The organism is Corynebacterium antarcticum (assembly GCF_016595285.2).
GTDB classification, from domain to species: Bacteria; Actinomycetota; Actinomycetes; order Mycobacteriales; family Mycobacteriaceae; genus Corynebacterium; species Corynebacterium antarcticum.
The window spans coordinates 594,658-615,517 of the sequence record NZ_JAENIP020000001.1 but is presented as its reverse complement, the minus strand read 5'-3'; the positions used below and the strand labels follow the sequence as shown (position 1 = coordinate 615,517).

The window sequence follows — 20,860 nt, the reverse complement described above, 5'->3', positions numbered from 1 at the left end:
GGTGCCCCGTGGCGTCAGATCTCCACGGGGTAGTCCCTGTCCTCGATGTCCGGATGGATGCGGTCCTCGACGAAGATCCCGTGCCAGATCATGAATGCCAGGACGGTCCACAGGCGGCGCGAGTGGTCGGATGCGCCCTTGCGGTGTTCCGCGAGCATCTCGCGGATCGCCGGGATGTTGAAGATGTGCTCCGTGCCCGATTCGTTGATCGTCGCGAGCGCCCAGTCGTGGAGTTCCTCTCCGGCGAGCCAGTGCCGCATCGGGACGGGGAAACCGAGCTTCCTCCGGTGGAGGACGTGCGGGGGAACGATCTGTTCGAGAGCTTTGCGCAGGGCGTACTTCGTGGTGCCCTCGGCGATCTTCAGGTCGTACGGGATCGTCTCGGCGACGGCGAACACCTCCCGGTCGAGGAACGGGACGCGGAGTTCCAGCGAATTGGCCATGGTGATCTTGTCTGCCTTGACGAGGATGTCGCCGCGCATCCAGGTGAAGAGATCGAGATGCTGCATCCGCGCGACCGGGTCCATGTCCACGGATTCGGCATAGATGGGTGCGGTCACGTCGGTGTGGTCCCAGTCGCGCCGGGCATCGGGAAGTACGCGCTGCAGTTGTTCCCAGTTGAAAGAACGCGCGTTGCCGTAGTAGCGCTGCTCCATGGGCGTTGTTCCGCGTTCGAGGAGGGACTTCCCCTTCATTCCCTCGGGAAGTGAGCGGGAGAACATCGCCAGAGCCTTCTTGAGCGGATCCGGGATCCGGTTGAAAGGTGCCAGCGACAGCGGTTCCCTGTAGATGGTGTAGCCGCCGAACAACTCGTCCGCGCCTTCGCCCGAGAGGACCACCTTGACGTGTTTTCTGGCTTCGGCGGCGACGAAGTAGAGGGGGACCAGCGACGGATCCGCGACCGGGTCGTCGAGGTACCACATGATCTTGGGGACGGCTTCGACGTACTCCTCCGGGGAGACGATCTTCACTATGTGCTCCGCACCGATCGCCTCGGCGGACTCCGCCGCGACATCGACCTCGGAGTACCCGTCGCGTTCGAAGCCTGTCGTGAAGGTGAGGAGATTCGGGTTGTGGCGCTTCGCCAGGGCGGCGATGGCGGTCGAGTCGATTCCACCGGAGAGGAAGGAACCGACGGTCACGTCGGCGCGCATGTGCTTGGCGACGGAGTCCTCGAGAGCCGCGGCGATCCGGTCGAACAGATCCTGCTCGCGTCCCTTCGTGACGGGGCGGGCCGGGAACCGGGGGCGGAAGTACCGACGCTGGGTGACGTCACCACCGGGGGACACGGTGGCGGTGCACCCCGACTCGAGCCGCCGGATCCCGGAGTGCAGTGTCTCCGGTTCCGGCACGTACTGCAGATCGACGTAGTGCTCGATGGCGCGGTCGTCCAGGGCCGGGTCCAGACCGATCGCGGGCCCCATCTCGAGGATGCACTTCTTCTCGCTGGCGAACACGGTTCCGCGGTCCGTGGTCGCGTAGAAGAGCGGCTTGATCCCGAACGGATCCCTGGCGAGAAAGAGCTGCCGTTCGGTCGTGTCCCAGATCGCGAACGCGAACATCCCCCGCAGGTGTTCCACCACCTCGGCTCCCCAGTGGTGGAATCCGACCAGGATGGGTTCACCGTCCCCGGAGGTGGAGAACGTGTACCCGGCCTCCTCGAGCTCCCCGCGGAGTTCGAGGTAGTTGTAGATCTCGCCGTTGAACGTCATCGTGTAGCGGTCGGGCTCGCCCTCGGGGCCCCAGGAGATGGGCTGGTGGGAGTGGGCGATGTCGATGATCGAGAGCCGGTTGAATCCGAAGACAGCCGAATCATCGTGCCAGGTGCCGTCCTCGTCCGGGCCGCGGTGCCGCATGCAGGGCAGGGCCTGCTCGACAGCTGCCACGTACGACGCGGCGTCACCGCCGGACGTGAGCATTCCTAGTAGACCGCACATTGCCGGGTGTCCTTCTTCCTGTCGGGGTCGGGTACTTGGGACGGTCCGGATCTGAACCGGACTCATTGGGATCACTGTACTTGGGTCGTTCCCGCGGTGGCTCGGGTAGCCGCCCGGCCGTGTCGTCGTCGGGGACCGGGATCCGTACCGTGCCCGTCGGTTGCAGCGGACGGGGGTGACTTCGGGGGCAACGGTAGGAGCCTGCCGGTGGGGGTGACGGAAACGTGATACTCCAAAGCGCCATGCGACTCAATAGACGCTCGGTCGATCCATTCGCCCATTTGAGGGTAGCCACAAGATTGATCTGCTGTGAGTTGCCTAACAGGAGAAGGGGTTCGCGTTGGGTCTGACCATGGCGCATGCAGTAAAATCCTCACTGTTTTATCAGGCGCGCGATGATCGCGCAGGGGCAGCGACAGCGAACGGCGTGGATTACCGTGCCGGATGCGATAGTCTGCGAAGTTAGGAAGGGCGTTAACGTCCTTACATATTTAGTGTGGACAGGAAGGCAGACACACGTGGAACAGCGAAACAAGCGTGGCTTCAGGCGCAAGGCGATGCTCGCCGGCACCATCGGTGCGGGCAGTCTTGCCCTGGCCGGCTGTGATGTCGCGGCACCCGGCGGCACCATCGGTCATCTCCTCCGTTTCGGGTGGCCGGAGGGAATCACCCCCGAAGCGACGGCCATGGGGAACTTCTGGGTCTGGATCTGGGTCGCGGCCTGGATCATTGGCGCCGTGATGTGGGGCCTCATGCTCTACTCGCTCTTCGTGTTCTCCGCGAAGCGTGCCGAGAAGCAGGGCAAGGGTGAGTTCCCGAAGCAGGTCGGGTACAACGTGCCCGTCGAGCTCGTGCTGACGGTCATGCCCATTCTGATCGTGCTGACCATCTTCTTCTTCACCGTCCAGACGCAGGACAAGGTCACCGCCCTGGACAAGGACCCGAAGGTCACCGTCGACGTCACCGCGTTCCAGTGGAACTGGAAGTTCGGTTACGGCGAGGTCGCGCCGGAGCTCTCCCCGACGGGCAGCCTGTACGACGGGACCGACCGGGAGCGCCAGGCTGCCGCCGAGCAGCATGAGGGATTCGACACCACCCGCGGTGCTGAGGGGGAGGCGCACCACGCCACCGAGGCCGGTCCGATCCACGGCAAGCCCGCCTCGGACCTCAGCTACCTCCACTTCAACAAGATCGAGACCATCGGTTCCACCGAGGAGGTCCCGGTGCTGGTTCTGCCCTCGCAGACGGCCATCGAGTTCGATCTCGCTTCGGCGGACGTCGTGCACTCCTTCTGGATCCCCGAGTTCCTGTTCAAGCGTGACGCATTCCCGCATCCGGAGGCCAACCTCTCCGAGCGTCGCTTCCAGGTCGCCGCGATCGAGGAGGAGGGAGCCTTCGTCGGACGCTGCGCCGAGATGTGCGGTACCTACCACGCGATGATGAACCTGGAGATCCGGGTCGTTTCCCCGGAGCGGTTCACCGAGTACCTGAGGTACCGGATGGACAATCCGGACGTCCCGAACTCGGAGGCGCTGAAGGCCATCGGTGAGGCTCCCTACGCCACCAGCACCAGCCCGTTCCTTCCCGGCCGCACGGACACCCGGTCCGTCAGCCCCGGAAGCAACACCGTCGACCTCAACAAGACCGCACTGTAAGGGAGCTGACCAACAATGAGGAACGCCTCCAAGATCTTCTACGGGATCACCGTATTCATGGCGGTCATGGCCATCATCTACACCGTGACCACGATGCACCTCAACGACTCCGGAAACATCCGGGGACTTGAGTGGGCGGGCGCCACCGGACTCGCGCTCTCCGCGGGCCTCGCGCTCATGCTCGGCGCCTACTTCCACTTCACCGAGCGCCGGATGGACATCCTCCCGCAGGACTGGGAGGAGGCCGAGATCGAGGACGGTTCCGGGATGCTCGGCTTCTTCAGCCCGTCGTCGATCTGGCCGTTCGCTATGACCTGCGCGATCGCAGTACTCGGTTACGGAATCGTCTTCATGGCCTACTGGCTCATCGCCATCGGCGCCGTCCTGCTGATCCTCTTCGCGACCCTGCTCAATCTCCAGTACGGAGTTCCGCGCGAGAAGCACTGACGAAGAAGATTTGTCCGGCCCCCAGCCTTCCGGGGGAAAGGTGGTGCCCCGTCCGTCATACGGACGGGGCACCACCTTTTCGGGTGGGTGCCGGAGTCCTGGACTGCTCGGTCCGGCCTCCGGATCGGGGTTTCCTGAGAACCGCGGAACGCCGGAACGGACCGGATTCACGCAGCCGGGGGTCGGGATCCCGGTCCGTCTGTCGTCTCCCGCCGTTGCCACGGGTGTCCGGTGGTGTGTACGTCGAGCCTGTTTCCGGGCGGGAACGGGGGCTCTGTTACGGGGGGAATGCCTGAGCGCGTCAGCTGAAACAACTCCGGCTCCCCGAAGCGGGTTCCGTGGGTGTCGAAGCTGCTCCCCGCGGCCTGTCGGGCCGATCGTGAGGCTCAAAAAGCCAGGTTATCGGGGGTCAAACTAAAGTTGTAGACGGCGCTTTCAGGGGGTCGGCAAAATGTGAGAAGGCACACAGTTGATTTGCGAGACAGGGAGCCGCAACGCGGTCGGGGGTGCCCAGGCTCGTCTGTGATCGGCGCACGGCGGGGGAGGCGTTTCGGGGGGTCGGCCCCACTACCTGCGGAAACCCTGCGTCGGATGAAAGAGCCCTAAAGTTCCACGGGATCGGGAAAATTTCTGAAAATTTAAGGCGCCGCCCGCGACACCTGCATCTTTTTATGTGTAGCTAAATGTACCGGGGGGCGTGAGGTGACTTGAACCTGAAAACCGACCATACTGGTTCACGTGACGAGCGCAGTAGGAAACCCAGGAATGGCAGCAACGCAACGTGTTGCGGCACTGAACCGACCCAACATGGTCAGTGTCGGCACCATTGTGTTCCTGTCGCAGGAATTGATGTTCTTCGCTGGCCTGTTCGCGATGTACTTCGTGTCTCGCGCCAACGGCCAGGGGGAGAGCTGGGACCACTGGACCAGCTTTCTCAACGTCCCGTACGCGTTGGTGTTCACCACCATTCTGGTGGCGTCATCCTTCACCGCGCAGTGGGGCGTCTTCGCCGCTGAAAGGGGTGACGTATTCAGCCTCCGGATCTGGTACACGATCTCGACACTCATGGGTCTGACCTTCCTCGGGGGTCAGATGTACGAGTACACCCACGCGGTGCACGAGGGCATGACCATCCAGAGCAGCGTGTACGGTTCGGTCTTCTACATCACGACCGGATTCCACGCGGCCCACGTTCTCGCCGGTGTTCTCGCCTTCGTGGTGGTTCTCATCCGCGTGAGCAAGTCGAAGTTCACGCCCGCCCAGGCTACCGCTGCGATGGTGGTGTCGTACTACTGGCACTTCGTCGACGTCGTCTGGATCGCGCTGTTCATCACCATTTACTTCATTAAGTAGGCCGTAGCTGCCGACGCGATCACGGACTCACCCCCGGGTATCCGCGCACAGGCCTACAGCCCTTCACTTTCCGAGCACACGTAATAAGGAAAATGATGGAAACCAACCCACAGACCACCGGGAACGCTGCTCCGGCAGCGGACTCGGCCAAGAAGGTCAAGAATCGCCGCAAGGTCCGGCGCACCGTAGCCGGTGCAGTCGCACTGACCGTCGGTCTGACCGGTACCGGCCTCCTGGCCGGCGCTCTGACGCCCGATGTTCAGACCGCCACCGCGGCCAAGGATGAACAGGCCCTGATCCAGGAGGGCAAGGACATCTACGACACCGCCTGCATCACCTGCCACGGAGCCAACCTCCAGGGTGTTAAGGACCGCGGTCCCTCGCTGATCGGTGTCGGTGAAGGCGCCGTCTACTTCCAGGTTCACAGCGGCCGTATGCCGATGATGTCGAACAACGCCCAGGCTGAGCGCAAGCCCGCCCGGTACAACGAGGAACAGACCCTCGCCCTCGCGGCGTACGTCAACGCGAACGGTGGCGGCCCCGGGATCGTGCGGAACGAGGACGGCTCCGTCGCGCTCGAGAGCCTCCGCGGTGCGAACTACAACGGGAACATCGACCCGGCGGACGTCGCCAGGGGCTCGGAGCTCTTCCGCCTGAACTGTGCATCGTGCCACAACTTCACCGGTAAGGGCGGCGCGCTGTCATCCGGTAAGTTCGCGCCCCCGCTGGCTCCGGCGAACGAGCAGGAGATCTACCAGGCCATGCTCACCGGACCCCAGAACATGCCGAAGTTCTCGGACCGGCAGCTCTCTCCGGACGAGAAGAAGGACATCATCGCCTTCCTGAAGTCCGTCAAGGAAACCCCCGACCAGGGTGGTTACGGTCTCGGCGGTGTCGGACCGGTCGCTGAAGGTCTCCTGATGTGGCTGTTCGGCATCGTGGTTCTCGTCGCCGCCGCTCTGTGGATTGGATCGCGCTCATGAGCAATACCGACAAAAAGTACACGACCCAGGAACTCAACGCGATGTCCAACGAGGAGCTCGCGCGTCTGGGCACCGAGCTCGACGACGTCACCGTCGCGTACCGCAAGGAACGGTTCCCGCTCGACAACGACCCGGCCGAGAAGCGCGCGGTGCGCACGGTCGGCTTCTGGTTCGCCCTCGGCGGCATCATGGCGCTCGCCTGCATCGTCATCTACATCGCGTGGCCGTGGGAGTACAAGTACCTGGGCCAGGACGGCCTGTGGCTCTACTCGCTCTACACGCCGCTCGTGGGTCTTACGCTCGGGCTTTCCGTGCTGTCCCTCGGATTCGGTGCGGTCGAGTTCGTCAAGCGCTTCATTCCGGAGGAGGTCGCGGTACAGCGACGTCACGACGGTCCGTCCGACGAGGTCGACCGGAAAACGATCGTCGCTCTGCTGAACGATTCCTGGGAGACCTCGACGCTGGGGCGTCGTAAGGTTCTCATGGGGATCATGGGCGGCAGCGCCGTTCTCGCCGGTATCGCCATGTTCGTCCCGCTCGGTGGGATGATCAAGAACCCGTGGAAGAAGGGCCCGCTCGGGATCCAGGGCGACGGAACCCTGTGGACCTCCGGCTGGACGCTGTTCGACCACGGCGAGAAGCTCTACCTCGGCCGGGACACCGGCGCGATCGCCGAGGAGCACGACGGTCACATGTCGACCCAGGGTGTCACCCGACTGGTGCGGATGCGTCCCGAGGACATGCAGGCCGGCGGCATGGAGACGGTCTACCCGCTGCCCGTGCACTACGTGAACGACGGCGACTCCTACGATCCCAAGCTGGACGTGTACGAGGAGCAGATGCACTCGATCCACGGTCCCCGCAACCCGGTCATGCTCATCCGGCTCCGCAGTGCGGATGCGGCCCGCGCCATCCAGCGGGCGGGCCAGGAGGCCTTCCACTACGGTGACTACTACGCGTACTCCAAGATCTGTACCCACATCGGTTGTCCCACCTCGCTGTACGAACAGCAGACCAACCGCATTCTCTGTCCGTGCCACCAGTCGCAGTTCGACGCTCTGCAGTACGGTAAGCCGGTGTTCGGCCCCGCCGCCCGCGCACTGCCTCAGCTGCCGATCACCGTCGACGACGAGGGCTACCTCGTCGCGGCTGGCAACTTCATCGAGCCGGTTGGTCCGGCCTTCTGGGAGCGTCGCTCATGAGTAACAAGAAAATGGCCCAAGTAGCCGACAACCTCGATTCAAGGCTGACGATCTCGGGTGTCATGCGCACCCAGATCAACAAGGTCTTCCCGACGCACTGGTCCTTCCTCCTCGGTGAGATCGCGCTGTACAGCTTCGTGATCCTGCTGATGTCGGGCATCTACCTCACCCTCTTCTTCGACCCGTCGATCACCAAGGTGATCTACGACGGCACCTACGCGCCGCTCCGCGGAATGGAGATGTCCCGCGCCTACGAGACCGCGCTGAACATCTCCTTCGAGGTCCGGGGCGGCCTGTTCATCCGGCAGCTGCACCACTGGGCCGCGCTGATGTTCGCCGTCTCCATCATGGTCCACATGATGCGCATCTTCTTCACCGGTGCGTTCCGCCGGCCGCGCGAGGCGAACTGGATCATCGGCTGTATCCTGCTGCTCCTCTCCGTGGCCGAGGGCTTCTTCGGATACTCGCTCCCGGACGACCTGCTCTCCGGCGTCGGCCTCCGCATCATGTCCGCCATCGTGATCTCGCTGCCCGTCATCGGCACCTGGATGCACTGGCTGATCTTCGGTGGCGACTTCCCGTCCGATCTGATGCTCGACCGTTTCTACATCGCGCACGTGCTGCTGATCCCGGGCATCCTCCTCGCGCTGATCGCCGCGCACCTCGCACTGGTCTGGTTCCAGAAGCACACCCAGTTCCCCGGACCGGGTCGTGCGGAGAACAATGTCGTCGGCGTCCGGATCCTGCCGGTGTTCGCGGTCAAGTCCGTCGCCTTCGGTCTCATCACCTTCGGCCTGCTCGCGCTGCTCGCCGGTGTCACCCAGATCAACGCGATCTGGAACCTCGGTCCGTACAACCCCTCGCAGGTTTCCGCCGGTTCGCAGCCCGACATCTACATGCTGTGGACGGACGGCGCTGCGCGTGTCATGCCGGCCTGGGAACTCTACTTCGGTAACCACACCATCCCCGCGGTCTTCTGGGTGGCGATCATGCTCGGCATACTCGTGGCACTGCTGTTCACCTACCCGTTCATCGAGAAGAAGATCACCGGCGACGACGCACACCACAACCTCCTGCAGCGTCCCCGCGACGTTCCGGTCCGTACCTCGATCGGTGTCATGGCCATGGTGTTCTACTTCCTCCTGACGCTGTCCGGCGGTAACGACCTCTTCGCCCTCCACTTCCACATCTCGTTGAATGCGATGACGTGGATCGGTCGAATCGGTCTGGTCGTCCTTCCGCCTCTGGCCTACTTCCTCACCTACCGTCTCTGCATCGGCCTCCAGCGTTCGGACCGTGAGGTCCTGGAGCACGGTATCGAGACCGGCGTCATCAACCAGATGCCGAACGGTGCATTCGTCGAGGTCCACCAGCCGCTCGGCCCGGTCGACGAGCACGGTCACCCGATCCCGCTCGAGTACGCCGGCGCGAAGGTACCGAAGCAGATGAACGAGCTCGGCTACGGCGGACAGCCCGGCCGAGGCGGATTCTTCAAGGCGGATCCCGAGGAGCTCGCAGCGAAGGCCCGGGAGATCGAGGAAGCCAACCACCACGAGGAAACCGAGATGTTCCGTCGTCTGCAGGATTCGATCCGTGCAGAGGACAGGGCCCGCGGTTTCGACAACTGACGGCGGTACTCAGACCCCGCGCTCCGTACCCCGCTTCGCCGACCGAAAACCGGTCGGGGAAGCGGGGTACCGCGCATTCAAGGGCGATTCTCCGGCCACCTCCGCTCATCGGGCGAGATGCCAGTGGAGCTTGTTGCACACCTATATATAGGTGTGCAGGCCAGTTCGAACGGCCGCGGGGTGCGGTGGGCGGTCGACCGTGAAGAGAGATCCGGAGAGTCGTGGGGTCTCCGGACGACACGATTGGTTCCCCGGACCTGAATCCGGGCCCGGCGTCCCGCACAGAGGCTTCCCGACCTCGATTCCGGTTGATGCGGGATCGCCGCACACCGCAGGCGGCTTTCCGGCGCGATCCCGCACCGGGGTGTCACTCTCCGGGCGATCCGCGCAGCCGTTGCCGCGTGTGCCGTCGCCCGGGCCGGTGACGGTCCGAGACCAAAGGGGGCCGGAGACGCATGTGATGGGTGATGCGCATGAGAACACGGCACCGGCTTCTGATCCTGTCCGTTTCTGCAGTATTCGGCCTGGTTCGGCAAAGTGTGACGAGGAACACGTTTATGGTCGGTGGCAGATCACCGTCCGCCCGCCCCTGCGGGTCGGGCGATCTTCCGAGATTTGTGGGGGCTGGGGAATGTGCAGGTCAGAATGATTTCTGGGTGGCGGTTGCCATGAAGGAGATTGGTGGGTCCTCCGCGATGTGGATCGGTTCAGGAATGATGTAGAAACGATAACGGACGGATAACGACCCTTGCCCCGGGGTTCGAGTGGACATGTTGTTATCCGTTTCGTAATCTGATCGAGACATTGCGGCAGGCGACGGGAACTTCCCGGGAGCACCGCCAATGAGAACCGAAAAATGCGCCTTTTCGCACCCTCGGTCGGAGACGGAACCACCGTCCGCGACCGGGACCGCGAGCCGGGGACCCGACAACCAAGCTTTCTGGGGTGAGTCCTGCACTAGAACGGCTGCCGTCACACGTGGCGTCCGTGGAGTGGGGTAGGAGCCTTCCGCTTCCGAACCCGACAGCTAACCCGGCAGGTAGACAACACTGGAAGATTTGGAGATTCATTCGTGGGTAAGCACAGCCGCCGTAGTAACAAGACGGTCCAGCGCACAGCAATTGCATCCGTCGTGACTTTTGGTGCCACCGCCGCTCTGGCGGGCCCGGCACAGGCCGCACAGGTTCACGTTCCCAACACCGACATCACGTTCGAGGTCGCGGGACTGGAGAACATCCCCAACATCGCGTCGGTCCCGGGTATCACCGAGTGGGTTCCCTCGCTCGCGGGACAGGCCGCCCAAGCCGATTACTCGGCCATCGCCGCGGCACCCGTCGCTCAGCCGGCGAGCCAGGGTCAGCAGGTCGTCGACGCAGCCCGTTCCAAGATCGGTTCCCCCTACGTCTGGGGTGCAACCGGTCCGAACGCCTTCGACTGCTCCGGCCTGACCTCCTGGGCGTACGCTCAGGTCGGTAAGAGCATCCCCCGCACGTCCTACGCGCAGGCCGCCGGAGGAACCCCGGTCTCCTACAACAACCTGCAGGCCGGCGACATCGTCGCGTTCTACTCGGGTGCCTCCCACGTCGGGATCTACTCCGGTCATGGAACGGTCATCCACGCCATCCAGTCCGGGACCCCGTTGTCCGAGACCTCCCTGGACTACATGCCGTTCCACTCGGCGGTCCGCTACTGATCTTTCAGTGACCATTCTCTGAGGCCGCCATCCGGGTAATCCCCGGATGGCGGCCTCAGTTCTGTCGATCCCCGGAACATCAGAAACAACTGTCACAACCTCCGGTTCTGCCGGAGGAATCAGCGGATCACCCGTTTACCGGATGCCGTTCCACGTTCTATAGTCAAGGGGTGCAGCGCTCCGAGGAGATCTGCCCCTCCCAGTTCGTTCTCCCCGAAGGTGAGTCTTTCCGTGCAACTCCGCAGGTCCCGTCGTCTCCGTCCGGTGCTCGCAGGCATCGCCGTTGTCGGTATCTCGCTCTCGCCGATCTCGCAGGCGACAGCGGACCCGGTGGACACGCGGGTGGCCGCGCCTGGGTCCGATGACCTCGGCTCCCTCATCGATGAGCTCGACCGTCTCTCCCACGAGGCAGAGGCCCACACTGAGGAGGTCAAGGCGCTCGAGGAACAGCTGATCGAACGGGAGCGCGAACTCGACGAGCTCGGGAAACGCGCGGCAGAGGCTCTGGAGCAGGCTGACGCGGCCGATGATGCGGTGGATGACGCCCGTGTGGAGGTGGACCGGATCGCCCAGTCCCGCTACCGCGGAGTGACCGTCGATCCGTTGACCATGCTCATCGATGCCACGGGCCCCCAGGAGGCCATCGACCGGTCCGCGTACATGAATGCGCTGTCCCGCCGGTACTCCGAATCCCTGCGTGTTCTGGAGGATGCCCGGGCCCGGGCCGGAGAGGCACGTGGTGCGGTGTCACGCGCCCAGGCCCAGGCGGAGTTCCAGGCGGGCGACCTCCGCGTACGGCGTGAGAAACTCGAGAAGGAGCGCACGGAGCTGGATCAGCGAACCTCCGAGATCCGCGAACGGGTCGAGAGCATGTCCGCGGCGGAGAAGCTCGCGTGGATCAACAAGAACGGTCCCGTCGACCACTCGCTGGACGGGATCATGGGGCTGAATCCGTCCGGTATGTCGGCGCTCGAGCAGGCCATGACCAAGATCGGCGCCCCCTATGTCTGGGGAGCCACCGGCCCCAACGCCTTCGACTGCTCGGGTCTGGTCGTCTGGGCGTACGCCCAGCAGGGCAAGCATCTCCCGAGGACCTCCCAGGCACAGATGGCCGGGGGTGTTCCGGTGAGCCGGGACCAGCTGCAGCCGGGTGACGTCATCGGGTACTACCCGGGGGCGACACACGTCGGTATCTACGCCGGCGACGGCATGGTCATCCACGCCTCGGATTACGGGATCCCGGTCCAGGTGGTCCCGATGGACTCCATGCCTTTCGTCGGCGCGCGCCGCTACTGACCGCGGGCGACCCTGTCGATGACCCGGACGCTCCTCGTCACCAACGATTTCCCGCCCACCCTCGGAGGCATACAGTCCTACCTCAGGGACTACGTCGACACCCTGGACCCCGGGGAAACGGTCGTCTTCGCCTCGACCCAGGACCGGGTCGCCGCAGCGGAGCACGATGCCGGGGTCCGGTACCGGGTGTACCGGTGGGACCGCAGGGTCATGCTGCCCACCCCGGCGACGTCCCGTGAGATGGAACGGATCATCCGGGAGGAGGGCATAGAGACCGTGTGGTTCGGTGCTGCGGCGCCGCTCGCGCTGATGGCGCCTTCTGCACGGCGTGCGGGTGCGCGGAGGATCGTGGCCTCGACCCACGGACACGAGGTCGGGTGGTCGATGCTCCCGGGGGCCAGATCCGCTCTCCGCAGGATCGGCGCGGGCTGCGATCACGTCACCTACATCTCCGACTACACCCTGGGGAGGTTCCGGAGCGCCTTCGGAGAGGACGTCACCTTCAGCCCGCTGCCCTCCGGAGTGGACACGACGCTGTTCCGGCCCGCCCCGGCGGCGGAGCGAATGGAGACGAGACGCGGGTTCGGGATTCCCCCGGCGGCGTCGCTGATCGTCTGCATCTCCCGCCTTGTCCCGCGGAAAGGACAGGACCAGCTCATCCGTGCGATGCCGGCGGTGGTGTCGCGGCACCCTGACGCGCGGCTGCTCATCGTCGGGGAGGGGAGCTACCGCCGCAGGCTCGCCTCGATGATCCCGGAAGCCATCGCGGACAACGTCCGGTTGACCGGAAAACTCGACTTCTCCGCCATGCGACGGCTTCTCGCCGCAGCGGACGTCTTCGCCATGCCGTGCAGGACCCGGGGCGGCGGTCTCGATGTGGAGGGCCTCGGGATCGTGTACCTCGAAGCCCAGGCGAGCGGCGTGCCGGTCATCGCGGGTGATTCCGGTGGGGCACCCGAGACGGTGACACCGGAGACCGGGATCGTCGTCGGAGGGCGTGACACGGCCGCTCTGGCGGATTCGTTGATCCGGTTGCTGGACGGCGACCGACTGAGGGAACGGATGGCTGAAGCGGGGAGGAGACACGTCCTCGGGAACTGGACATGGGACATCATGGGCGGGCGTCTGCGGAACGTGCTGTCCGGAACTGCATCGATTTAGTGGCCCGGGCGTCGGGCCGCAAGTGGGGAGTTTCGGTTACCTCCCGATATAATGGCCAGGTTGTTGATCAGGACGTCAAAGAAGCAAGGTGCGCACATGCCACTCCCATCGGGTTCGGTCACCGTCGGTTTCGATATCGGTGGGACCAACCTCCGGGGTGCTGCGGTGGACGCCACGGGCCGCATCATCGACTCCGCCCAGGTGCCCACACCGGCCACCGCGGATGAACTCGAATCCGCGGTGGCGGAGATTGTCGCCCACCACGGCCGTCGGTACGAGGTGGGCGGCGTCGGTCTCGCGGTGGCGGGATTCCTCGATCCCGACTGCACCACGGTCCGTTTCGCACCGCACCTACCGTGGCGGGACGCACCGGTCCGGGACACGCTGCAGGAGCAGCTCGGTATTCCGGTGACCCTCGAGCACGACGCGAACGCCGCGGCATGGGGGGAGTACCGCTTCGGGGCGGCACGGGGGGCGCGGGTGTGGACCCTGTTCGCGGTGGGCACCGGGATCGGTGGTGCGCTCATGATCGACGGCAGGCTCTACCGTGGCGCCTACGGAACGGCCCCCGAGTTCGGACACCTGACGGTCGTCCGGGACGGACGACCGTGTTCCTGCGGTAAATCCGGTTGCCTCGAACGCTACTGTTCGGGCACCGCACTCGTCGAGACCGCCAGAGAGATCATCGACCGGGGTGCCGACGGTACATACGGACTGTCGGCCGCCTACCGGGAGAACGGTGGCGGCGAACTCACCGGGCGCGCCATCATGGCTGCCGCCAGGGGTGGAGATCCGGTCGCGACAGCCGCGGTGGCCGACTACACAGGCTGGTTGGGGCAGGGTCTGAGCATCGTCGCGGACATCCTCGATCCGGAGTTGATAGTGATCGGCGGAGGCGTCTCCACCGACTCGGATCTCTGGCTCGAGGAGGCGCGCCTGCGGTTCGAGGAATCCATCGTCGGAGCCGGACACCGTCCGGTGGCACGCCTGGCCACCGCGGAGTTGGGTGCCGACGCAGGTATGATCGGCGTGGCGGATCTCGCCCGTAGCGGTGGCTGCTGAGCCCGGTGGCTTCGGGAGACACCCGTCGCATGCGGACATCGGCCGCAACGGTCGCCGTACAGGTTTCGAGTCATCTCGTTGAAGGAGCGTATGACGCCATGAAGATCAAGTGGTACTGGCTGTTCAAGCAGGTGGTGATCGGGCCGTTCCTGCGGCTCTACAACCGCCCCGAGGTCCGGGGCGTCGAGAACGTCCCCGCCGAGGGAGGCGCCATCATGGCCTCCAACCACCAGACGGTCATGGACTCGTTCTTCCTTCCGCTGCTCATCCCCAGGCGGGTGACCTTCCTCGCCAAACAGGAGTACTTCACCGGCAGGGGAATCGTCGGGAAGCTGCAGCGTGCCTTCTTCCTCTCCGTCGGTCAGGTTCCGATAGACCGAAGTTCGGGTAACGCGGCACGCTCGGCCATCGAGACCGGCATCAAACTCGTCCGCGAGGGAAAGATCCTGGGAATCTACCCGGAGGGCACGCGGTCGCCGGACGGGCGGATCTACCGGGGGAAGACGGGCGTCGCCCGGATGGCCCTGGCCACCGGAGCACCCGTGATACCCGTAGCCATGTTCGGCACACGGCGGGCGAACCCGATCGGGACCTGGATACCCCGGCCCGCGAAAGTCGGTATGCACATCGGTTCGCCCATCGACCCGATGGAGTTCATCACCTCCCGGGGACTCGACAAGAACAGCTACGAAGCAGCGAGAGCCCTGACCGACAGAATCATCGAGGTTCTCGTGGAGATGACCGGCAACGAATACGTCGACTGCTATGCCGCGGACGTCAAGCAGTCGCTGGCTGCAGGACACGGGTATCCCGAGGGCATCGAACCCGTCTACAACCGGGTACGGTGAACATGGTGGACGATACTCGGGAGAGGCCATATCCCCGGAAGATCCACACCCGACCCGCTTGGGCGACTCATCCCGGCCGTGCCGTGGACGTCTTCTTCTTCATCGTCGCCACACTCGCAGCCGTCATGCTGGCGGTCGACATCTTCCGTGCATCGTTCAGTACCCGGATACTCCACCTCGTGCTGCTGCTCCCGTTCTGGGGGGTCGTCGCATACCTGGTGCTTCCGCGCATCCACAGCCTCCTGACCGCGATCTACGTACCGGACTACTTCATCGGTCGAGCGCGTACCTCCGACGGCCTGCTGGGGGATCCGATCAATCTCGCCCTGGACGGGACCGCCCGGGAGATTCACCGGGCCATGACGAAGGCGGGGTGGATTCTCGCCGACGACGTCACGCTGCGCAGTTCACTCGGGATCATCCGCTCGGCGCTGCTCCGGAAGAGCTACCCGCAGGCGCCGGTGAGTCCACTCCTGGTGTTCGGGAGGAAGCAGTGCCTCGCCTATCAGCAGGAGGTCGACGGCAACGCATCACAACGGCACCACGTGCGGTTCTGGCGTTGCCCCGACGGCTGGTACCTGCCAGGTGGCATCCGGGCGCAGTGGGTGGCCGCCGGTACGTACGACCGAGCTGTGGGGCTCTCCCTGTTCACTCTGCAGATCACCCACAAGATCGACGCCGACATCGACGTCGAACGTGATCACATCGTGAGTTCCCTGGAGGGCGCCGACCCCGGGATCCGGCACCGGGTGATCGAGAAATTCTCCACCGGTTACCACTCCCGCAACGGTGGCGGTGACGAGGTGCACACGGACGGAGATCTCCCGGTCATCGATCTGACAGGTTGTGCCTCGGCCACGGATTACGGTGACCTTCCACCTGCGGTGGTCCGGGCCGCGCGCGGATACCCCGACATCCGGGACCCCGCGGCTGGCGCCGCCGCGAGTGCCGATCCCGATCTGCCGGCCCGGTACGCACCGGATTCGGGGGTGAAACGACCATCTTCCGTCATCGCCGGAGTGCTGCTCGCTCTCGTCGGCGTCGTCGCCGACATCATCGTTGACGTCCAGACGCTGGAACAGTTCATCGGAGAAGCCGGGACGGGACCGGGTGTCGCGCTGGAGGTTCTCCGCGGGATCAGTTACCTGGGGCTCCTCTACTGCGCGTGGCGCACCTGGTGGGGAAGCGGCGGTGCGAGAATCTGTCTTCTCGGTTTCGCTCTGTTCAATCTCCTCGTCGACGGCGCGATCATCGAGCTCGCCGGTGATCAGTTCAACGGGTTGGGCGCGGCGACGGCGGTCGGAGCGAACATCGTGCTGCTGCTCGCCCTGTCCGGTGACGCCGCCCGTGTGTGGAGCACCCGGGTGAGCGGCCGTGAGCCGCTGCCCCGGCATCACCGGGGTCCGGAGGTGGGCTGACTCGGAGGCGGTGATGGGGGAGGTTGCGGTGTGACGTGGTTGGATGGACATCATGACCGACACCGCAACACCCCCGTGCCCCGAATGCGCCTGTGAGTACACCTATCCGCTGGACGCCCTGATCATCTGTCCCGAATGCGCCCACGAGTGGGCACCCGGCGAGGAGACCCCGGATCCGGCCGGCGGCGGGGACACGGTGATCGTCGATTCCGTCGGCAACCCGTTGCACGACGGGGACACCGTCACAGTCATCAAGACGATGAAGGTGAAGGGTTCCGCTCAGCCGATCAAAGCCGGGACGAAGGTCAAGGGAATCCGGTTGGTGGATGGGGTCGGTGACCACGACATCGACTGCAGGATCGAAGGATTCGGCGCCATGCAGCTCAAGTCATCGGTCGTCCGGAAGGCGTAACCGGGCGGTGCATCGACGCCCGGTGCCGTCGATCATCGGCGCGGGCGTCAGACCAGGTGCCCGGAGACGATCACGTTGTAGTCCAGGTCGCGGCCGCCGCCCACGGAGCAGGCGATGAGGATGATGCGTCCGGGGATGTCCGTGGAGTTGAGCTCGATGTCGTTGATGGCGTCCGACTTCGGGACGAGCCACGTGTTGTCCACCGACCATTCCCGCGTCCGTCCACCGGCATCGGACATGGTGATCCGGGAGCCGTTGAGGACCGGGGTCGACCAGCGCCGCACGGTTCCGCCACCGTAGGCCGGAACCTGCTGTGGTGGGGCGCCGAGGTCGACCGACCGCGTGGCCAGTTCGGAGAAACCGTTGAAGACGAGCCACTGCTGGGCCCAGGCGTGCCCGAGGACGTAGACGGTGCCCCGGTCCGCCGCTCCGGGGGAGACCCCCATCCCGTCGACCCAGCGGACCATGCTGTTCTGCGGCCCCGGGGGGTTGAGTGGCAGGACGTAGGCCATCGGGCCGTAATCGGCACGGTCGACCGGTGCCGGTCCGGTCATCCGGAACACGCCGTTCGCCCCGAGACCCGAGCCACCGACGACGGCCGCGGGAGAGGCGATCTGCGCTGCGGGAGGCTGCGGAGCGACAGGCTCCCCGGCCGCCGTATCAGCGGGTTCGGGGGCCGCCGGAGGAACCTGCGTCGTGCTCTCTGAAGTGATCGGGTCGGACGTGGCCGGGGAGGTCGACGGCGTCGGCGAGGCTTCCGTTGAGCCGACCATCGTCGTGGACGGCGGATTCGGGTCCGCCTGGCCCCGGGATGACCCGGCGGTACTGGCGGCCACCAGCACGACGGTGGCGATGGTGAGCAGAACCACTCCGAGTACGGAGAGGACTGTACGGAGGTGGGGACGGACACCGGTGGGGGCTTCGTTCATGTTGCCCATGGTACGCAGGCATGACGGGTCTCCACCAGCACCGGGGTGGAGGAGGTCGTGGTACGGCTACGGGTTAGACAGACCGGTCCGTCGAATGGCGCGGCGGTGAGGTGGAGCGCGTGTTTTCCGGGGGTGGGCATCGTGGGGAGAGGGTGATCTCCGACGGGCGCGTGCCGTGGAACGCCGTCAGGTGATCGTCTGTGCAGTTGAACGGCATTTTGCGGCCGCGACGTGATGAACCCCCGGTCTTTCCGGCGTAGCCCGGGACGGGAGTGGGAGCGGTCCCACTTGACAGACAAAGCGGTCTAGTATTGGCTTGTTTTCACGGCCGCAGGCCATCACGGGCCGCCCCCGGCGGTCGAAACCGATCTGTTCAAGACGAACACAAAGGACCCTCCACCCATCATGAGCAACTCGATTACCGCCACCGTCGCAGGTGTGCCCCGCATCGGACCGAAGCGCGAGCTGAAAAAGGCACTGGAAACCTACTGGCGCGACTCCTCGACAGGCACCGCTCTCGCGGAGACCGCCCGTGTTCTGGCCCGCAACTCAGCGGCGGACCTCGTCGACGCCGGTCTCGACTCCGTCCCCACCATCGGACGCAGCTTCTACGACCAGATCCTCGACACCTCGGCGCTGCTCGGAGTGCTCCCCGCCCGGGTCCGCGACATCGCGGACCACGAGAGCACCGGTGACGGCGACGATCTGCCGGCCTACATCGACCGCTACTTCGCCGCGGCGCGCGGAACCGCCGAGCTCCCCGCGTCGGCCATGACCAAGTGGTTCGACACCAACTACCACTACATCGTCCCCGAACTCGCCGCGGACACCCGGTTCGAGCTCGACGACGCGGCGTTCGTCGCCGACGTGAAGGAACTGGCCGCGGGCGGGTTCCCGGTCCGCCCCGTGATCGTCGGTCCGCTGACCTACCTGGCGCTCGCGCGCACCACTGACGGTTCCGACGCGCTGGACCACCTGGACACGGTCACCGAGGCCTACGTCACCCTCATCGGTGACCTCGCCGAGGCGGGCGTCTCCTGGATCCAGTTCGACGAGCCCTGGCTGGTCACCGACATCGCGGGCGATGTCGCCCGCCGTGAGGAACTGCTCGCCCGCACCCGCGCCGCATACGAGCGTCTCGCCGCCGCCGCGGCCGCCGCCCCCGGCGCGCCCGAGCTGCTGGTCCAGACCTACTTCGGTGACGGCGATGTCGCCGTCCGCACCCTCACCGGAACAGGTGTCGCAGCCATCGGCGTCGACCTCGTCACCGGTCGCACCGACGAGCGTCGCTCCGACGCCACCGCCACCCCGGACACGGAACTCCTCCCGTCCTGGAAGGGCGAGGAGCTGCTCGTCGCCGGAGTCGTCGACGGCCGCAACATCTGGCGCACGGACCTCAGCGCCGCGCTGAACACCCTGAAGGCACTGAAGGCCCGTGGTCCCGTCGCCGTGTCCACCTCGAGCTCCCTGCTCCACGTCCCCTACTCCCTCGCCCAGGAGACCTCCCTCGACGACGATGCCGAGCTGCGTTCCTGGCTCGCCTTCGGCGCGGAGAAGGCCGCCGAGGTCGCACTTCTCGCCCGCACCCTGACCGGTGCGGACGACGATGCCGACCGCGCGACGGTCGAGGAATCCGCCAAGGCCGTCGCCTCCCGCCGAGGATCCGCCCGCACCCACAACGAGCAGCTGCGCTCCCGTACCGCGGCCGTCACGGACGCCGACCGCGACCGCGACGACTATGACACCCGTGTCGCCGCCCAGCGCGAGGCGCTCGGCCTGCCGCCGCTGCCCACCACCACCATCGGTTCCTTCCCCCAGACGACCGAGATCCGGCGTGCCCGCGCGGCCCACAAGAAGGGCGAGCTCACCGACGAGCAGTACACGCAGGCGATGAAGGACGAGATCGCCGACGTCATCCGCCGCCAGGAGGAACTGGGTCTCGACGTTCTGGTCCACGGTGAACCGGAGCGCAACGACATGGTGCAGTACTTCTCCGAGCAGCTCGAGGGCTACCACTCCACCGATCTCGCGTGGGTCCAGTCCTACGGTTCCCGCTGCGTCCGCCCGCCGATCCTCTTCGGCGACGTCACGCGCCCGACCGCGATGACCGTCGACTGGTTCCGCGTCGCGCAGGACCTCACCGACAAGCCCGTCAAGGGGATGCTGACCGGCCCGGTCACCATGCTCGCCTGGTCCTTCGTCCGTGACGATCAGCCGCTCGGTGAGACCGCCGACCAGGTGGCGCTCGCGCTCCGCGACGAGATCGACGACCTCGTCGACGCCGGCGCGAAGATCATCCAGGTCGACGAGCCCGCCATCCGCGAGCTCCTCCCGCTGAAGGCCGAGCAGCAGGCCGACTACCTCCGTTGGGCCGTCGGATCCTTCCGGCTCGCAACCTCCGGTGTCGCCGCCGACATCCAGATCCACACCCACATGTGCTACTCGGAGTTCAACGAGCTCATCGGCACCGTCAGCGACCTCAACGCCGACGTCACCTCCATCGAAGCCGCCCGCAACGGCATGCAGGTGCTCTCCGCGCTGAAGGACTCCGGTTTCCACGCCGGCGTCGGCCCCGGCGTCTGGGACATCCACTCGCCGCGCGTCCCCGACCGGGGCGAGGTCGACGAGCTGCTCGCCGCCGCTCTCGACTCCGTCGATCCCCGCCAGCTCTGGGTCAACCCGGACTGTGGTCTGAAGACCCGCGCCTGGCCCGAGACGACCGCGAGCATCGAGGTTCTCGTCGCCGCGGCGAAGAACGCCCGCTCCGCCGTCTGATCCACGGTCGGTACCCCACCCGAACAGACCCCCGTGGCCGTCGACACACACGACGACGACC

16 protein-coding genes and 1 riboswitch are annotated in these 20,860 nt (G+C 65.6%); of the genes, 14 read left to right on the top strand and 2 right to left on the bottom strand.

The window, feature by feature from the left end; all coding sequences use genetic code 11:
- Positions 1–14 precede the first annotated feature (14 nt).
- Positions 15–1,937: an asparagine synthase (glutamine-hydrolyzing) gene (asnB, locus tag JIM95_RS02690; protein ID WP_200256780.1), complete on the bottom strand. Its 1,923-nt coding sequence runs from the start codon at positions 1,935–1,937 to the stop codon at positions 15–17.
- Between the two features lie 518 nt (positions 1,938–2,455).
- Between asnB and ctaC the strand changes: the two genes are divergently transcribed.
- The 13 genes from ctaC to JIM95_RS02625 all read left to right on the top strand — a co-directional run bounded on the left by ctaC (position 2,456) and on the right by JIM95_RS02625 (position 17,095).
- The gene (gene ctaC, locus JIM95_RS02685; protein ID WP_200256781.1) at positions 2,456–3,592 is read left to right on the top strand and encodes an aa3-type cytochrome oxidase subunit II; all 1,137 of its coding nucleotides are present in this window, start codon (positions 2,456–2,458) and stop codon (positions 3,590–3,592) included.
- A gap of 15 nt (positions 3,593–3,607) precedes the next feature.
- A complete protein-coding gene (gene ctaF, locus JIM95_RS02680) occupies positions 3,608–4,039 on the top strand; it encodes an aa3-type cytochrome oxidase subunit IV (protein WP_200256782.1) in 432 nt (143 codons plus the stop codon).
- Between the two features lie 738 nt (positions 4,040–4,777).
- Entirely contained in the window at positions 4,778–5,392 is a 615-nt protein-coding gene (gene ctaE / locus JIM95_RS02675) for an aa3-type cytochrome oxidase subunit III (protein ID WP_198736303.1), read from the top strand.
- Positions 5,393–5,484: 92 nt separating this feature from the next.
- Positions 5,485–6,375 carry a cytochrome bc1 complex diheme cytochrome c subunit gene (gene qcrC, locus JIM95_RS02670; protein WP_200256783.1) on the top strand — a complete coding sequence of 297 codons (891 nt, stop codon included), beginning with the start codon at positions 5,485–5,487 and terminating at the stop codon, positions 6,373–6,375.
- The gene (gene qcrA, locus JIM95_RS02665; protein ID WP_200256784.1) at positions 6,372–7,577 is read left to right on the top strand and encodes a cytochrome bc1 complex Rieske iron-sulfur subunit; all 1,206 of its coding nucleotides are present in this window, start codon (positions 6,372–6,374) and stop codon (positions 7,575–7,577) included. The genes qcrC and qcrA overlap by 4 nt, the downstream gene beginning before the upstream one ends.
- On the top strand, positions 7,574–9,205 hold the full coding sequence (qcrB, locus tag JIM95_RS02660) for a cytochrome bc1 complex cytochrome b subunit (protein WP_200256785.1): 1,632 nt from the start codon (positions 7,574–7,576) through the stop codon (positions 9,203–9,205). Before qcrA ends, qcrB begins: the two co-directional genes overlap by 4 nt.
- Before the next feature lie 881 nt (positions 9,206–10,086).
- A riboswitch (cyclic di-AMP (ydaO/yuaA leader) is annotated at positions 10,087–10,262 on the top strand.
- Between the two features lie 15 nt (positions 10,263–10,277).
- Positions 10,278–10,898: a C40 family peptidase gene (locus tag JIM95_RS02655; protein WP_200256786.1), complete on the top strand. Its 621-nt coding sequence runs from the start codon at positions 10,278–10,280 to the stop codon at positions 10,896–10,898.
- A 231-nt stretch (positions 10,899–11,129) separates the two neighbouring features.
- On the top strand, positions 11,130–12,194 hold the full coding sequence (locus JIM95_RS11465; RefSeq protein WP_200256788.1) for a C40 family peptidase: 1,065 nt from the start codon (positions 11,130–11,132) through the stop codon (positions 12,192–12,194).
- Between the two features lie 18 nt (positions 12,195–12,212).
- Entirely contained in the window at positions 12,213–13,355 is a 1,143-nt protein-coding gene (locus tag JIM95_RS02645) for a glycosyltransferase family 4 protein (RefSeq protein ID WP_200256789.1), read from the top strand.
- Positions 13,356–13,451: 96 nt separating this feature from the next.
- Complete coding sequence (locus tag JIM95_RS02640) at positions 13,452–14,417, top strand: ROK family protein (RefSeq protein WP_200256790.1); 966 nt, start codon at positions 13,452–13,454, stop codon at positions 14,415–14,417.
- A 98-nt stretch (positions 14,418–14,515) separates the two neighbouring features.
- Positions 14,516–15,265 carry a lysophospholipid acyltransferase family protein gene (locus tag JIM95_RS02635; RefSeq protein ID WP_200256791.1) on the top strand — a complete coding sequence of 250 codons (750 nt, stop codon included), beginning with the start codon at positions 14,516–14,518 and terminating at the stop codon, positions 15,263–15,265.
- Positions 15,266–15,348: 83 nt separating this feature from the next.
- Positions 15,349–16,683 carry an LssY C-terminal domain-containing protein gene (locus tag JIM95_RS02630; RefSeq protein ID WP_248702929.1) on the top strand — a complete coding sequence of 445 codons (1,335 nt, stop codon included), beginning with the start codon at positions 15,349–15,351 and terminating at the stop codon, positions 16,681–16,683.
- A gap of 52 nt (positions 16,684–16,735) precedes the next feature.
- Positions 16,736–17,095: a zinc ribbon domain-containing protein YjdM gene (locus tag JIM95_RS02625; protein ID WP_200256793.1), complete on the top strand. Its 360-nt coding sequence runs from the start codon at positions 16,736–16,738 to the stop codon at positions 17,093–17,095.
- 47 nt (positions 17,096–17,142) lie between these two features.
- Here the strand turns inward: JIM95_RS02625 and JIM95_RS02620 are convergent, their stop codons facing one another.
- Positions 17,143–18,024, bottom strand: a complete 882-nt coding sequence (locus JIM95_RS02620; RefSeq protein ID WP_200256795.1) for a sortase family protein — start codon at positions 18,022–18,024, stop codon at positions 17,143–17,145.
- A 405-nt stretch (positions 18,025–18,429) separates the two neighbouring features.
- Between JIM95_RS02620 and metE the strand changes: the two genes are divergently transcribed.
- The gene (gene metE / locus JIM95_RS02615; RefSeq protein ID WP_200256796.1) at positions 18,430–20,799 is read left to right on the top strand and encodes a 5-methyltetrahydropteroyltriglutamate--homocysteine S-methyltransferase; all 2,370 of its coding nucleotides are present in this window, start codon (positions 18,430–18,432) and stop codon (positions 20,797–20,799) included.
- Positions 20,800–20,860: the final 61 nt, after the last annotated feature.